General features: G+C 72.8%; 14 protein-coding genes. All 14 read left to right on the forward strand.

Annotated features, from left to right (window positions below):
- Positions 1-92: 92 nt before the first annotated feature.
- The 14 genes from ACZ7LV_RS14410 to ACZ7LV_RS14475 all read left to right on the forward strand — a co-directional run bounded on the left by ACZ7LV_RS14410 (position 93) and on the right by ACZ7LV_RS14475 (position 14,724).
- Complete coding sequence (locus tag ACZ7LV_RS14410; protein WP_471939264.1) at positions 93-719, forward strand: NUDIX domain-containing protein; 627 nt, start codon at positions 93-95, stop codon at positions 717-719.
- 206 nt (positions 720-925) lie between these two features.
- A complete protein-coding gene (locus ACZ7LV_RS14415) occupies positions 926-2,989 on the forward strand; it encodes a tetratricopeptide repeat protein (protein ID WP_471939266.1) in 2,064 nt (687 codons plus the stop codon).
- A gap of 131 nt (positions 2,990-3,120) precedes the next feature.
- Complete coding sequence (gene ald / locus ACZ7LV_RS14420) at positions 3,121-4,245, forward strand: alanine dehydrogenase (protein ID WP_471939268.1); 1,125 nt, start codon at positions 3,121-3,123, stop codon at positions 4,243-4,245.
- A 360-nt stretch (positions 4,246-4,605) separates the two neighbouring features.
- Positions 4,606-5,784 carry a ParA family protein gene (locus tag ACZ7LV_RS14425; protein ID WP_471939270.1) on the forward strand — a complete coding sequence of 393 codons (1,179 nt, stop codon included), beginning with the start codon at positions 4,606-4,608 and terminating at the stop codon, positions 5,782-5,784.
- Positions 5,769-6,344, forward strand: coding sequence for a hypothetical protein (locus ACZ7LV_RS14430; RefSeq protein ID WP_471939272.1), 576 nt, complete (start codon positions 5,769-5,771; stop codon positions 6,342-6,344). The genes ACZ7LV_RS14425 and ACZ7LV_RS14430 overlap by 16 nt, the downstream gene beginning before the upstream one ends.
- A 531-nt stretch (positions 6,345-6,875) precedes the next feature.
- The gene (locus ACZ7LV_RS14435; RefSeq protein ID WP_471939883.1) at positions 6,876-8,084 is read left to right on the forward strand and encodes a segregation and condensation protein A; all 1,209 of its coding nucleotides are present in this window, start codon (positions 6,876-6,878) and stop codon (positions 8,082-8,084) included.
- Entirely contained in the window at positions 8,081-8,737 is a 657-nt protein-coding gene (scpB, locus tag ACZ7LV_RS14440; protein ID WP_401678230.1) for an SMC-Scp complex subunit ScpB, read from the forward strand. Before ACZ7LV_RS14435 ends, scpB begins: the two co-directional genes overlap by 4 nt.
- On the forward strand, positions 8,737-9,804 hold the full coding sequence (locus ACZ7LV_RS14445; RefSeq protein ID WP_471939274.1) for a pseudouridine synthase: 1,068 nt from the start codon (positions 8,737-8,739) through the stop codon (positions 9,802-9,804). Before scpB ends, ACZ7LV_RS14445 begins: the two co-directional genes overlap by 1 nt.
- Positions 9,805-9,871: 67 nt before the next feature.
- Positions 9,872-10,591, forward strand: a complete 720-nt coding sequence (locus ACZ7LV_RS14450) for an NUDIX hydrolase (RefSeq protein ID WP_471939276.1) — start codon at positions 9,872-9,874, stop codon at positions 10,589-10,591.
- Positions 10,588-11,610, forward strand: coding sequence for an ADP-ribosylglycohydrolase family protein (locus tag ACZ7LV_RS14455; RefSeq protein ID WP_471939278.1), 1,023 nt, complete (start codon positions 10,588-10,590; stop codon positions 11,608-11,610). The genes ACZ7LV_RS14450 and ACZ7LV_RS14455 overlap by 4 nt, the downstream gene beginning before the upstream one ends.
- A gap of 117 nt (positions 11,611-11,727) precedes the next feature.
- Positions 11,728-12,090 carry a chorismate mutase gene (gene aroH, locus ACZ7LV_RS14460; protein WP_471939280.1) on the forward strand — a complete coding sequence of 121 codons (363 nt, stop codon included), beginning with the start codon at positions 11,728-11,730 and terminating at the stop codon, positions 12,088-12,090.
- Entirely contained in the window at positions 12,087-13,172 is a 1,086-nt protein-coding gene (locus ACZ7LV_RS14465) for a prephenate dehydrogenase (RefSeq protein ID WP_471939282.1), read from the forward strand. The genes aroH and ACZ7LV_RS14465 overlap by 4 nt, the downstream gene beginning before the upstream one ends.
- A 203-nt stretch (positions 13,173-13,375) precedes the next feature.
- A complete protein-coding gene (cmk, locus tag ACZ7LV_RS14470) occupies positions 13,376-14,056 on the forward strand; it encodes a (d)CMP kinase (protein ID WP_471939284.1) in 681 nt (226 codons plus the stop codon).
- Entirely contained in the window at positions 14,053-14,724 is a 672-nt protein-coding gene (locus ACZ7LV_RS14475) for a lysophospholipid acyltransferase family protein (RefSeq protein WP_471939286.1), read from the forward strand. The genes cmk and ACZ7LV_RS14475 overlap by 4 nt, the downstream gene beginning before the upstream one ends.
- Positions 14,725-14,726 lie beyond the last annotated feature (2 nt).

Here is a 14,726-nt window from a genome sequence, read left to right on the forward strand (position 1 = left end):
CCGCAGTTGTACGGTTGCCGGGGTGTGGGCCTCGAAGGTGAGCACCCCGGCGTGGCACTCGCACGCCGGTGGCACGTCGGGAAGGACAGGGCATGACGATCAAGGACACCCACGAGGAGTGGGAGGTCCGGGCGACGCGGACCCCCTTCGTGGGCAACAAGACCTCGGTCCGTACGGACGACGTGGTCATGCCCGACGGCACGGTCGTGCACCGCGACTACCAGGTCCACCCCGGCTCCGTGGCGGTCCTCGCCCTCGACGACGCCGGCCGGGTGCTGGTGCTGCGCCAGTACCGGCACCCGGTGCGCCAGAAGCTGTGGGAGATCCCGGCGGGCCTGCTCGACGTGCCCGGGGAGAACCCGCTGCACGCCGCCCAGCGCGAGCTGTACGAGGAGGCGCACGTCAAGGCGGAGGACTGGCGGGTGCTGACCGACGTCTACACCACGCCCGGCGGCTGCGACGAGGCCGTGCGCGTCTTCCTCGCCCGGGGCCTGTCCGACGCCGAGGGCGCCCGCTTCGCGGCGGAGGACGAGGAGATCGACCTGGAGCTCGCGCGGGTTCCGGTGGAGGAGCTGGTACGGGGCGTCCTGGCCGGTGAGCTGCACAACACCTGCCTCGTCGTGGGCGTTCTCGCGCTGGTCGCCGCGGAACGGGGCGACGGACTCGACGCCCTGCGCCCCGCACAGGCCCCCTGGCCGGCCCGCCCCTTCCCAGCCTGACCGCATCGCCGGGCCGGTGTCGTTTCCCGGTCGGGGCGCCGCGTGGCGTAAGGGGTGTCCTCCGGTGTGACGATCGCCTGATCCGATCGGGGGACGTCCCCGCCGTGCTCGACCGGGTTCGTCGCAGAGCGTGAACTAGGCTCGGGAACGCCCGAACCGGAGTCCCGGCGGGCTTTTGCGCGTGCGGTGGGACGGGAGTGTGGCCCGTGACGGATCAGGCGGTGGACCGAGACGGCGTGCAGGTGCCGGGCGCGTCTGCGCAGAGCCAGTTCCTGGGCCGCACACGGGAGTTGAAGGAACTGCGCGCCGACATCGAGCGTGCCGGACTGGACACCCTCTCCGGCCGCAAGGCCCCTCGCGCGCGCGTCCTGCTGATCGCGGGCCGACCCGGTTCCGGCCGCACCGCCCTCGCCGAGGAACTCGTACGGCAGGTCGCCGCACGCTACCCCGACGGAGTGCTGCGCGCCCGGCTCAGCGAACCCGACGGCACCGCCGTGCCGACCGCCCGCACCGCGGGGGACCTGCTCGGGGCGCTGGGCCTGCCGACCCCGCCCGGCGCCGCCGACGACGACCTGGCGGCGACGCTCCGTGAGGCCCTGACCGACCGCCGGGCCCTGCTCCTGCTGGACGACGCGGCCGACGCCGAGCAGGTCGACGCCCTGCTGCCGGACACCCCGGAGTGCCTGGTCGTGGCGGTCGCCCGGGGCCCCCTGACCGGCATCTCCGACGTCCGCCCGTGCACGCTCGGCGGCCTCGACACCAAGTCCGCCGTCGAACTGCTGTCCCGGCACACCGGCTCCGTCCGGATCACCGTCGACCCGCGGGCGGCGGAAGGGCTGGTCGAGGCGTGCCAGGCCCAGCCCGCCGCGTTGATGCTGGCCGGCGGCTGGCTCGCCGCCCGCCCCCAGGCGGCCGTCGCCGACCTCACCAAGCAACTGCACGCCGAGGGCGACGACGGGACGCCCCTGAGCCGGGTCTTCCGGCTGGTGCACTCCTCGCTGCCGGGCAGCGCGGCCCGCATCCTGCGCCTGCTCTCGCTGGCGCCCGCGGGCCGTATCGACCAGCACACGGCGTCCGCGCTCGCCGGCTGCTCCGTGGGCGGCGCCCGGCACACCCTGGACGACTTCGCCGCCCTCGGCCTGCTGCGCAGGATCGACTCCGCACTGCCGGAGTACGAGGTCCCCGGCTGCCTGCACCCGCTGCTGCGCTCCGTCACCGAGACCGACGACCGCCCCGCCGAGCTCCAGCTGGCCCGCGCCCGGATGCTGGAGCGGACCGTACGGCTGCTGCAGTCCTGCCGGGCGGTCACCGAGACGGACAACCCGCAGGCCCGCGAGAAACTGGCCGGCACGCCGCGCACCCTGCGCTTTCCCACTCCCCGGGCGGCCGCGGACTGGCTGAGCATGCGTCGCCCGGCCCTGCTCGCCTCGGCCCGCCTCGCGGTCGCCGACGGGGAGCTGGACACGCTGGCCAGGCGGCTGATGTCCCAGCTGGTGCGGGCGATGGTGGCCCATTTCGGCATGCAGGCCGCGGCGCCCGACCTGTACGGCATCCACCGGCTCGTCCTCGACGTGGCCGAGCGCCAGGACCTGCCCCGGGAGCAGGCGGCGGCGCTGCTGAATCTGGGCGATCTGGACGCCAGAACCGGCCGGACAGCCGACGCCCTGGTCCGCTACCGGGCCGCGCTGGACGCCGGACGCCGGGCGAACGACCCGTACGCGACGGGTCGCGCGATGGAATCCGTAGGGGGCGCGCACCAGGAACTCGGGGATCACGACCGGGCGGCCGACTGGTTCGGCCGGGCCCTGGCCGAGCGGCTGGCCCGCGGGGAGGGCGAGGAGGCCGCCCGGCTGTACGGTCGGATCGCGACCGCCCACACCTACGCGGGCCGCTACGGCGAGGCGCAGCGCGGCTGGAAGGCGGCCATCGCCGGGTATCGCAGGCTGGGCGATGTGGCCGCCCACGCCCGGGCGTTGAGCGAGCTGGCGCGGGTCCAGGAGTACGCGGGGCGGCCCGAGGAATCGCTGCGCACCTGCCAGGAGGCGGTCGAGGGGGCGCGGCGCGCACAGGACGCGCGGCTCCAGGCCGCCCTGCACCTGCGGCTGGCCGACACCCTGGAGCGGCTCGGCGATCCCACGGCCGCCCTGCTGCACCGCAGCGCCGCCGAGCGCATGCTGGGGGAGGAGATCCACAAGGCCGAAACGCCAGATCCAGCCAGGGAACAACCCGCTAACGCCTGCGAAATCCGTAGTCCATCCGGAGAAGATTGATGCAATGAAAGGCTAGACAGCGGGAACGCCTTCATTAGACTGGCTCTGCCGCACGTTCTCCTGCGGTGTCTCCCGGTGTGCCCTGAACATCCGGGTATGTCGAGCAAAACACCCCCTCTGAGCCAAGGACCGTGATCGACGTGAAGGTCGGCATCCCCCGCGAGGTCAAGAACAACGAGTTCCGGGTGGCCATCACCCCCGCCGGCGTGCACGAGCTGGTGCGCAACGGCCACCAGGTCGTCATCGAGCGCAACGCCGGTCTCGGCTCCTCGATCACGGACGCCGAGTACGTGGCCGCCGGGGCGCAGATCCTGGAGACGGCCGACGAGGTGTGGGCCTCCGCCGACCTGCTGCTGAAGGTCAAGGAGCCCATCGCCGAGGAGTACCACCGCCTCCGCAAGGACCAGACGCTCTTCACGTACCTGCACCTGGCCGCGTCCAAGGAGTGCACGGACGCGCTGCTGGAGTCCGGGACCACCGCCATCGCCTACGAGACGGTCGAGCTGCCGAGCCGCGCGCTGCCGCTGCTCGCCCCGATGTCCGAGGTCGCGGGCCGTCTCGCCCCGCAGGTCGGCGCCTACCACCTGATGCGCGCGGCCGGCGGCCGCGGTGTGCTGCCGGGCGGCGTCCCCGGGGTGACCCCGGCCAAGGCCGTCGTCATCGGCGGCGGCGTCTCCGGCTGGAACGCCACCCAGATCGCCGTCGGCATGGGCTTCGAGGTGACCCTGCTGGACCGCGACATCAACAAGCTGCGCGAGGCCGACCGGATCTTCGGAACCAAGGTCAAGGCCATCATGTCCAACTCCTTCGAGCTGGAGAAGGCCGTCCTCGACGCCGACCTCGTCATCGGCGCGGTGCTGATCCCCGGCGCCAAGGCCCCGAAGCTCGTGACCAACGAGCTCGTCTCCCGGATGAAGCCGGGAAGTGTCCTTGTCGACATCGCGATCGACCAGGGCGGCTGCTTCGAGGACTCCCGTCCGACCACGCACGCCGAGCCGACCTTCGAGGTCCACCAGTCGGTCTTCTACTGCGTCGCCAACATGCCGGGCGCCGTGCCGAACACCTCCACCAACGCCCTCACCAACGCCACGCTCCCGTACATCGTGGAGCTGGCCAACCGGGGCTGGGCCGAGGCGCTGCGCCGCGACGCCGCGCTGGCCAAGGGCCTCAACACGCATGACGGCAAGGTCGTTTACCGCGAGGTCGCCGAGGCGCACGGGCTGGACCACGTCGAACTGGAGTCGCTGCTCGGCTGACCGCCGGCTCCCAAGTCGTCACAAGCGAAAAGGCGATACGTCAACACGACTCCTCAACCGTCAGCGCCCGGCCGGACCTTGCCCGACAAGGTCCGGCCGGGTGTGTGTATGGTCACTTTGCGACGCTCGGTCAACTCGCCTCGAACGTAACCCTTGAGCCGATTCGTACACCGGTGAAACCTGCCGTGCGACGGCCGTACGCCCTTGACAGAGGGATGTTTCATTGCCGACACATCCTGCCGGGTCCGGCGGATTGTGTTGCTGCGGACCGCCGACACGCCATAGAGTCGCCAACCGTCGGCATGGTGCCACGCTGACCTGTCTAGAAGTTTCCTGGTCACCAAGGAGGTAAGACGACTTGTGAATGAGTCGACATTTTCTCCCGGGGGTGGTCAACCAGGAAGCCCTGCGCGGGGCCAGGCTCCCGCGGGGTTCGAGGCTGTCGGCTCCGTCGCGGTGCGCACCTTCGCAGCCCACCAGAGTCACCGGACGTCAGGCGTGACTCACTCAGCACACCAGAGCATGGATGGCCATCACGTGAACGCCATGGCCGGCGACGGAAGTGGCGCGCCCCACAACCACTTCGCCGACTACGACGAACTGCCCGAGGGGCACTTCTACGACCCCGACGCCGAGTACGAGCCCGACCCCGAGTACGCGGCCACGCTCGCGCCCGACGCCGCTCGCCAGCGCCGAGAGCGCGTCGGCCCGACCGGTCGCCCGCTGCCGTACTTCCCGATCCCGGGACCGCTGACCGACCACGGCCCCGCGAAGATCATCGCGATGTGCAACCAGAAGGGCGGCGTGGGCAAGACCACGTCGACCATCAACCTGGGTGCCGCGCTCGCGGAGTACGGGCGCCGGGTGCTGCTCGTCGACTTCGACCCGCAGGGCGCGCTGTCGGTCGGCCTCGGCGTCAACCCGATGGAGCTCGACCTCACCGTCTACAACCTGCTCATGGAGCGGGGGATGGCGGCCGACGAGGTGCTGCTGAAGACGGCGGTCCCCAACATGGACCTGCTGCCCAGCAACATCGACCTGTCGGCGGCCGAGGTGCAGCTGGTCTCCGAGGTGGCCCGCGAGTCGACGCTCCAGCGCGCCCTGAAGCCGCTGCTGCCCGACTACGACTACATCGTGATCGACTGTCAGCCCTCGCTCGGCCTGCTCACGGTGAACGCCCTGACGGCCGCTCACAAGGTGATCGTGCCGCTGGAGTGCGAGTTTTTCGCCCTGCGCGGTGTGGCGCTGCTGACCGAGACCATCGAGAAGGTCCAGGAGCGGCTCAACCCGGATCTGGAGCTCGACGGGATCCTCGCCACGATGTACGACTCGCGCACGGTGCACAGTCGTGAGGTGCTCGCGCGCGTCGTCGAGGCGTTCGACGACCACGTCTACCACACGGTCATCGGGCGGACGGTCCGCTTCCCGGAGACCACGGTCGCCGGAGAGCCGATCACCACGTACGCGTCCAACTCCGTCGGTGCCGCCGCCTATCGCCAGCTCGCCAGGGAGGTGCTCGCCCGGTGTCACGCCGAGTGAGTCTGCCGGGGGCCGACGAACTGTTCCGTACGACAGGGGGAATGGCGCTCCAGGCATCCACTCCCCGGCGGGGGGCCAACGGCGAGGCCCGCGTGCCTGCCCCCGCGGGGGAGGGCGACGAGGCGGCCGTTCCGTCCGGTGAGGACGCGCCGCAGGCGGTGCCCGCGCAGGGCGGCGACGGGGACGGCGCCGAGCATGTCGCGGCCGACGCCGAACCGGTCGACGCCGAATCGCGCAGCCGGGGCGCGGAGCGCTCCTCGCGGCGTCAGGGCCAGCCGGCGGCGCAGGAAGGTTCTGCCGCCGCCGCGCCGCGCAACAAGCGCGGCCGGGCGGCCGCGCGGCGGCCCAGCGGGCGTGAGCGGCACGACGAGAAGATCACGGTGTACGTCTCCGCCGAGGAGCTGATGGATCTGGAGCACGCGCGCCTCGTGCTCCGCGGCGAGCACGGCCTGGCCGTCGACCGGGGACGCATCGTGCGCGAGGCGGTGGCCGTGGTGCTGGCCGACCTGGAGACCCGTGGGGACGCCAGCATCCTCGTACGACGGCTTCGCGGGCGCTAGCGGTAGCCTGCGGGGGCTATGACCTCGAACGGCTCCCCTGTCCCGCCCTCCGGCCCCGCCGGCCGTCGGCGCGCACTGGGGAGAGGCCCAGGGACCGCGGCCGCCCCGACGCCGCCGCCGGAACCGGCCCCCGAGGCCCCGACACCCGCACCGGAGTCCCCTCCGGCGCACCCCACGCAGCCCACGGTGACCCCGGAAGCCGCGGATGCGGCGCGGTTCGAGGATGCCGGGGAGATCGCGCAGGCCGCGGAGGCCCTGCGGGCGGAGACCCCGGTGACCGCGCACGCCGCGGACGCGGCGGAGGCCGTTCAGGTCGAGGATGCCGGGGAGACCGCGCAGTCCGCGGAGGCCCTGCGGGCGGAGACCCCGGTGACCGCGCACGCCGCGGACGCGGCGGAGGCCGTTCAGGTCGAGGATGCCGGGGAGACCGCGCGGGCCGCGAGGGCCACGCATGCGCCGAAGGCCGCAGCGGCCGCGGAGGCCGTGCAGGAGCCGGCCACCTTGGGGATCGCGGAAGCCACGCGGGCCCCGATGACCGAGCACGCCGCGGAAACCGTGCGGATCGGGGATGCCGGAAGGGCCACGCAGGCCCCGGGGGCCGCGGAGGTCTCGGGGAGCGCGCAAGCGGTGGACGCCGCGCAGACCGCGGATCCCGCGGAAGCCGTGCGGTGCGCGGATGCCCGGGAGACCGCGCCGACCGCGAAAGCTTCAGAAGCCCTGAGGAGTGCAGAGGTCACGGGGGGCGCAGGGGCCCCAGCGGCCTTGCCGGGCGCGGAAACCGGGGGGACCGCGCAGGCACCGGAAGTGTGGGGGACCGCGGAGGTCACGTCGGCCGCGCAGGCGCCGGAGGCCCCACGGGCCGCGGAGCCGCCGGAGGCCACGGCGGGCGGGGAGGGGGAGCCCGGTGGGTTCAAGGTGCGGCTGGCGAACTTCGAGGGGCCCTTCGATCTGCTGCTCCAGCTGATCTCCAAGCACAAGCTCGACGTCACCGAGGTCGCCCTGTCCAAGGTGACCGACGAGTTCATGGGGTACATCCGGGCGATGGGGCCGGAGTGGGACCTGGACGAGACGACCGAGTTCCTGGTCGTCGCCGCCACCCTGCTGGACCTGAAGGCCGCGCGGCTGCTGCCCGCCGCCGAGGTGGAGGACGAGGCCGACCTCGCGCTGCTGGAGGCCCGCGACCTGCTGTTCGCGCGGCTGCTCCAGTACCGCGCCTACAAGCACGTCGCCGACATCTTCACCCACCGCCTCGACGAGGAGGCCCGCCGCTTCCCCCGTACCGTCGGCCTGGAACCGCAGCACGCCGAGCTGCTGCCCGAGGTCGTCATCAGCATCGGCCCGGAGGGCTTCGCGAAGCTCGCCGTCAAGGCGATGCAGCCGAAGCCCAAGCCGCAGGTGTACGTCGACCACATCCACGCCCCGCTGGTGAGCGTGCAGGAGCAGGCCGGGATCGTCGTCGGACGGCTGCGGGAACTGGGCGAGGCCAGCTTCCGCGTGCTGGTCGAGGACACCGACGACACCCTCACCGTCGTCGCCAGGTTCCTCGCGCTGCTGGAGCTGTACCGCGAGAAGGCGGTGGCGCTGGAGCAGGAGACCGCCCTCGGTGAGCTGCTGGTGCGCTGGACCGGCGGCGAGCAGGACAGCGGTCCGATGGTGACCGACGAGTTCGACCGGCCCCCCGCGCCGCCCGGACCGGGCGAGCGGGCCGGGCGGCCCGAGGAGCAGGAGGAGAACGCGTGAGCGAGGAGACCACCGAGCTGCCGGCCGGGCTGCGCGCCGTCGCCGATCTGGAGCTCAGGCCCGCGCTGGAGGCCGTCCTCATGGTCGTGGACGAGCCCGCGACCGTGGAGCATCTCGCGAAGATACTGGAGCGGCCGCGGCGCGCGGTCCAGCGTGCGCTGCGCGAGCTGGCCGACGAGTACACCGCGCAGGGACGCGGCTTCGAGCTGCGGCTCGTCGCCGGGGGCTGGCGTTTCTACACCCGGCCCGAGTACGCGCCCGCCGTCGAGCGGCTCGCCCTGGAGGGCCAGACCGCCCGGCTCACGCAGGCGGCGCTGGAGACGCTCGCGGTGGTGGCGTACCGCCAGCCGGTCAGCCGCAGCCGGGTCTCGGCGGTGCGCGGAGTCAACTGTGACGGCGTCATGCGCACCCTGCTCCAGCGCGGTCTCGTCCAGGAGGAGGGCACGGAACCCGAAACAGGTGCGATCCTGTACACGACGACGAACTACTTCCTGGAGCGGATGGGCCTGCGCGGCCTGGACGAGCTCCCGGAACTCGCGCCCTTCCTCCCCGAGGCGGAGGCGATCGAGGCCGAGACGCAGGAAGGCGTGCCGTCGTTCGATCCGGACGCTCCGGATTCCGAGGACGCAGACGACAAGACGACGGAACTTTGATGCGAAGCAGCGGCAGTGGCAAGAGTGGCGGGACCGGCGGACGCGGCAACTACCGCGGTGCCGGTGACAACCGGGACCAGCAGGGGCAGGGCCGCCCCCGCAAGCCCCGTCCCGAGGAGCGCCGCTACGACGTGGGACCCGGGGCGACCAAGGACGGCCCGAAGGCGGGACGCGGCGGCGCGGCCCGGGGCGGCGCCAAGGGCGGCCCGAAGCGGCCCCAGCAGGACGGCCGTACGGCCCCCGCGCGCTCGCGCGAGTACGAGGCGCGCACCGAGGAGCGCAACCGGGAGCGGTACGCGGGCCGCAAGGACGTGCAGCTGCCCAAGACGTTCCCCGGTGCCGAGCAGGAGGGCGAGCGGCTCCAGAAGGTGCTCGCCCGCGCCGGCTACGGCTCCCGGCGTGCCTGCGAGGAGCTGATCGAGCAGGCCCGGGTCGAGGTCAACGGCGAGATCGTGCTGGAGCAGGGCAAGCGGGTCGACCCGGAGAAGGACGAGGTCAAGGTCGACGGCCTGACCGTCGCGACCCAGTCGTACCAGTTCTTCTCGCTGAACAAGCCCGCCGGTGTCGTCTCCACGATGGAGGACCCCGAGGGTCGCCAGTGCCTCGGCGACTACGTCACCAACCGGGAGACGCGGCTCTTCCACGTGGGGCGGCTGGACACCGAGACCGAGGGTGTCATCCTGCTGACCAACCACGGCGAGCTGGCCCACCGGCTGACCCACCCCAAGTACGGCGTGAAGAAGACCTACCTCGCGCACATCGTCGGCCCGATCCCGCGCGACCTGGGCAAGCAGCTCAAGGACGGCATCCAGCTGGAGGACGGGTACGCGCGCGCGGACCACTTCCGGGTGGTCGAGCAGACCGGGAAGAACTACCTCGTCGAGGTCACCCTGCACGAGGGCCGCAAGCACATCGTGCGCCGCATGCTGGCCGAAGCCGGATTCCCGGTCGACAAGCTGGTGCGCGTCGCCTTCGGGCCGATCACGCTGGGCGACCAGAAGTCGGGCTGGCTGCGGCGGCTGAGCAACACCGAGGTCGGCATGCTGATGAAGGAAGTGGATCTGTAGTCGGCCCCTTGTGAGGGACGGCCGTCCCCCTTTATAGTCAGTAAGACTATTAAGGGGGTGGTGCTGCGTGCCGGTCTACGACAAGTACGCGTACGAACCGTTCGCGGTCACCGTCGACCTGGCCGTCCTCACCATCCGCACCGGCGCGCTGCACGTGCTGCTCGTCGAGCGCGGACAGGAGCCGTACGCCGGCCGCTGGGCCCTGCCCGGCGGCTTCGTGCTGCCGCACGAGTCCGCCGAGACCGCCGCCCGGCGTGAACTCGCCGAGGAGACCGACCTGTCCGACGTCTCCGGCCTGCGTCTGGAGCAGCTGCGGACCTACAGCGAGCCGGACCGCGACCCCCGCATGCGGGTCGTGTCCGTCGCCTTCACGGCGCTGCTTCCCGACCTGCCCGAGCCGCTCGGCGGCGGCGACGCGGCACAGGCCCGCTGGATGCCGTACGACGCGGCCCGGCCGCTGGCCTTCGACCACGACCGGATCCTGGCCGACGCGCACGAGCGGGTCGGCGCCCGGTTCGAGTACACCGGCCTCGCCACCGCCTTCTGCCCGCCCGAGTTCACCCTCGGCGAGCTCCAGCAGGTCTACGAGGCGGTGTGGGGCACCCCGCTCGACCGGCCCAACTTCCGGCGCAAAGTGCTCGCCACCCCCGGATTCGTCGAACCGGTGCCCGGCGCCGCGCGCCTGACCGGGGGCCGCGGCAAACCCGCCGCCCTCTACCGCGCGGGCGCCGCCGCCGCGCTGCACCCGCCCCTCCTCCGCCCGTCCCGGGAAGGACGCCCCGCATGACCTCCACCACCGTCCGCAAGCGCGCCGCCACCGGTTCCCTCATCGGCCTCGCCCTCGGGGACGCACTCGGCTTCCCGACCGAGTTCAACGACGTGCCGTCGATCCTCGCCAAGTTCGGTCCCTGGCAACGGATGGAACTGCCCACACCCGCGATCGTCACCGACGACACCCAGATGACGCTGGCGCTGGCGCGCGGGCTGCGCACGGCGACGGACCGCGGAGTGCTCGGACCCGCCGAACTGGCCGGGCCGGTGCGGCAGGAGTTCATCGCCTGGAACCGCTCCCCGGAGAACAACCGGGCCCCCGGCAACACCTGCCTCCGGGCCTGTGACCTGCTGGAGCAGCCGGACCGCGCCTGGCAGGACGCCAGTCAGATCCACTCCAAGGGCTGCGGTGCCAACATGCGCGTCGCGCCGATCGGTCTGATCCCGCAGCTGAGCGACGAACAGCGCGCGGGCGCCGCCCAGTTGCAGGCCGCCCTCACCCACGGGCACCCGACGGCGCTGGCCGCCTCCGACCTCACCGCGCACGCCGTACGGCTGCTCGCGCAGGGCGCCGAGCCGACCGGACTGGTCGGGCTGCTGCGGTCGTACGCCTACGAGAACCGCGACCGGTACCACGAGCGGTGGCTGGGCGATCTGTGGACGCGGGCGCAGGACGCCTCCGCGGAGGAGTTCATCGCACGTGGCTGGGACGAGTGCCTGGGCGTGCTCGACCGGCTGCGCGACGCCGTACGGTCGTTCCCCCGGGAGAACGACCCCTGCCTCGCCACGGGGCAGGGCTGGATCGCCGAGGAGGCGCTGGCCACCGGGCTGCTGTGCTTCCTGCAGTTCGTGGACGAGCCCCTGACCGCCCTGCGCCGGGCCGCGTGCACCTCCGGCGACTCCGACTCGATCGCCTGCCTCGCCGGGGCCTTCGCGGGAGCCCACGTCGGAGCCGAGGCCTGGCCGACGGAGTGGGCGGACCGGATCGAGTACCGGAGCGAGCTGGTCACGCTCGGCGCGCTCTGGGACCAGTGAGCCCGCCGGTCCGTCCTGCGCGCCGTCTCAGCGGGCGAGCGGCCCGCACCCGTCCGTGGCGGGCTGACTAGGCTTGACGGACGGGGAACCGATGACGCACACCAGCAAGGAGCAGCCGTGGCGGTACGAGCGGTCCGGGGCGCCGTCCAACTCGAGCGGGACGAAGCGGGTCACATGGACGAGCAGGTGGGCGCCCTGCTCACCGCCGTCCTGGAGCGGAACGGGCTGACGGCCGACGACCTGATCAGCATCTGGTTCACGGCCACGCCCGACCTGCACTGCGACTTCCCGGCCGCCGCGGCCCGAAAGCTCGGCATCCTGGACGTCCCGCTGATCTGCGCCCAGGAGCTGGACATCGAGGGCGCCATGCCCCGGGTCGTGCGGGTGCTGGCGCACATCGAGTCCGACCGGTCGCGCGCCGACATCAACCACGTCTACCTCGGCGCCGCCGCCGCTCTGCGCAAGGACATCGCCCAGTGAGAACCGCACTCGTCATCGGCACCGGGCTGATCGGCACCTCCGCCGCCCTGGCTCTCGTGCAGCGCGGTGTCGTCGTCCACCTCGCCGACCACGACCCCGAGCAGGCCCGCACGGCCGCCGCGCTCGGCGCCGGCACCGAGGAGGCGCCCGAGGGGCCCGTCGACCTCGCGATCGTCGCCGCCCCGCCCGCGCACGTCGCCGCGGTGCTCGCCGACGCGATGCGGCGCGGCCTCGCCCACGGCTACGTCGACGTGGCGAGCATCAAGGGCGGGCCGCGCCGCGAGCTGGAGGCGCTCGGGCTGGACCTGACCCGGTACCTCGGCACGCACCCCATGTCCGGCCGGGAGAAGTCCGGACCCCTGGCCGCCAGCGGCGACCTCTTCGAGGGCCGCCCCTGGGTGCTCACCCCCACGAGGGACACCGACACCGAGGTGCTGAACCTCGCCCTCGAACTGGTCTCGCACTGCCGCGCCGTGCCGGTCGTCATGGACGCCGACGCGCACGACCGCGCCGTCGCGCTGGTCTCGCACATGCCCCACCTGGTCTCCAGCATGGTCGCCGCCCGCCTGGAGAACGCCGAGGAGGCGGCCGTACGGCTGTGCGGGCAGGGCATCCGGGACGTGACCCGGATCGCCGCCTCCGACCCGCGGATGTGGATCGACATCCTCTCCGCCAACCCCGGCCCGGTCGCCGACCTGCTCGGCGACGTCGCCGCCGACCTCGACGAGACCGTCCAGGCGCTGCGCGCCCTGCAGTCCTCCGACGAGGCCAAGCGCCGTACGGGCACCGACGGCATCGAGGACGTGCTGCGGCGGGGCAACGCCGGGCAGGTCCGCGTCCCGGGCAAGCACGGCTCCGCGCCGCGCGCGTACGAGGTCGTCGCCGTCCTCATCGACGACCAGCCCGGCCAGCTGGCCCGCATCTTCGCCGACGCGGGGCAGGCCGGCGTCAACATCGAGGACGTCCGGATCGAGCACGCGACGGGACAGCAGGCCGGTCTCGTGCAGCTCATGGTGGAGCCCAAGGCGGTGCCCGTACTCACGGCGGCACTGCGGGAGCGGGGCTGGGGCATCCGCGGCTAGCGCCTGTCGTCCGGATCAGGCCGCGGAGGATCGACGGTGGGTCGTCGGCACCCGTGGCCGGACCCCGCGTCCGCGGCGTGATCCAAACGGCCGGGCCCCAGGACGCCGGGCAGGTGGGCCGGACGAGTGACCCGCACCCAGTAACCTTGTGCGGGGCACCGTCTCGCCCCCTCTCGCCACCCCGGCCCAGGAAGGTCCCCACAGTGGAAAGCGTCCCGGCAGTGATTGTCGCCATCGACGGCCCCTCCGGCACGGGCAAGTCCAGCACGTCGAAGGCGGTGGCCGCGCGGCTCGGCCTGAGCTACCTGGACACCGGCGCCCAGTACCGGGCGATCACCTGGTGGATGGTGACCAACGGCATCGACGTCGCCGACCCCTCGGAGATCGCCGCCGTGGCCGGCAAGCCGGACATCGTCTCCGGCACCGACCCGGCCGACCCGACGATCACGGTCGACGGCGTGGACGTCGCCGGTCCGATCCGCACCCAGGAGGTCACCGCCAAGGTCAGCGCGGTCAGCGCGGTGCCCGAGGTGCGTGCCCGGATCACCGAGCTGCAGCGCCTGATCGCCACCGACGCGGAGCAGGGCATCGTCGTCGAGGGCCGCGACATCGGTACGACCGTGCTGCCGGACGCCGACCTCAAGGTCTTCCTCACCGCCTCCCCGGAGGCCCGCGCCGCCCGGCGCAGCGGTGAGCTGAAGAACGCGGACGTGCACGCCACCCGCGAGGCCCTGGTCAAGCGGGACCAGGCCGACTCCAGCCGGAAGACCTCGCCGCTCGCGAAGGCGGGCGATGCGGTCGAGGTGGACACCACCGACCTCACGCTGCAGCAGGTCATCGAGCGCGTGGTCACCCTCGTCGAGGAGAAGCGGGCGGCGAAGTGACCGAGGCACCGTCCCTGCGGGGCGCGGAGGTCGGCAGAAGGATCGGCCTCCCGCTGATGCACGCGCTGTGGCGGCCCCGGGTGCTCGGTGCCTGGAAGGTGCCGGCGAGCGGTCCGGTCATCCTGGCCGTCAACCACTCCCACAACGTCGACGGCCCGATGGTGATGGGCGTCGCGCCCCGGCCGGTGCACTTCCTGATCAAGAAGGAGGCGTTCGTCGGACCGCTCGACCCCTTCCTGACCGGAATCGGGCAGGTCAAGGTCGACCGGCAGAGCGCCGACCGCACGGCGATCACCCGGGCGCTGGACGTGCTGGCGGCCGGCGGGGTGCTGGGGATATTCCCCGAGGGCACCCGGGGCGAGGGTGACTTCGCCTCGCTGCGTGCCGGGCTCGCCTACTTCGCCGTGCGCAGCGGCGCTCCGGTCGTCCCGGTCGCCGTGCTGGGCAGCGCGGAGCGGCGGGGGCGGCTGGTCAAGGCGCTGCCCGCGCTGCGGCAGCGGATCGACGTCGTCTTCGGCGAACCCTTCGAGGCGGGCGACGGCAGCGGACGGCGGACGCGCACGGCGCTGGACGAGGCGACCGAGCGCATCCAGAAGCAGCTCACCGAGCACCTGGAGCTGGCCAGACGGCTCACCGGCCGGCTGTCCGCCCCCGGGGGCCGGCCCTGAGG

This window comes from Streptomyces sp. NPDC107562, assembly GCF_055657325.1.

Bases quoted from the DNA above. Each gene is read 5' to 3' on its own strand.
- ACZ7LV_RS14410 (WP_471939264.1), top strand. From the start codon at position 93: ATGACGATCAAGGACACCCACGAGGAGTGGGAGGTCCGGGCGACGCGG.
- ACZ7LV_RS14435 (WP_471939883.1), top strand. From the start codon at position 6,876: ATGACCGAGCACGCCGCGGAAACCGTGCGGATCGGGGATGCCGGAAGG.
- ACZ7LV_RS14445 (WP_471939274.1), top strand. From the start codon at position 8,737: ATGCGAAGCAGCGGCAGTGGCAAGAGTGGCGGGACCGGCGGACGCGGC.
- ACZ7LV_RS14455 (WP_471939278.1), top strand. From the start codon at position 10,588: ATGACCTCCACCACCGTCCGCAAGCGCGCCGCCACCGGTTCCCTCATC.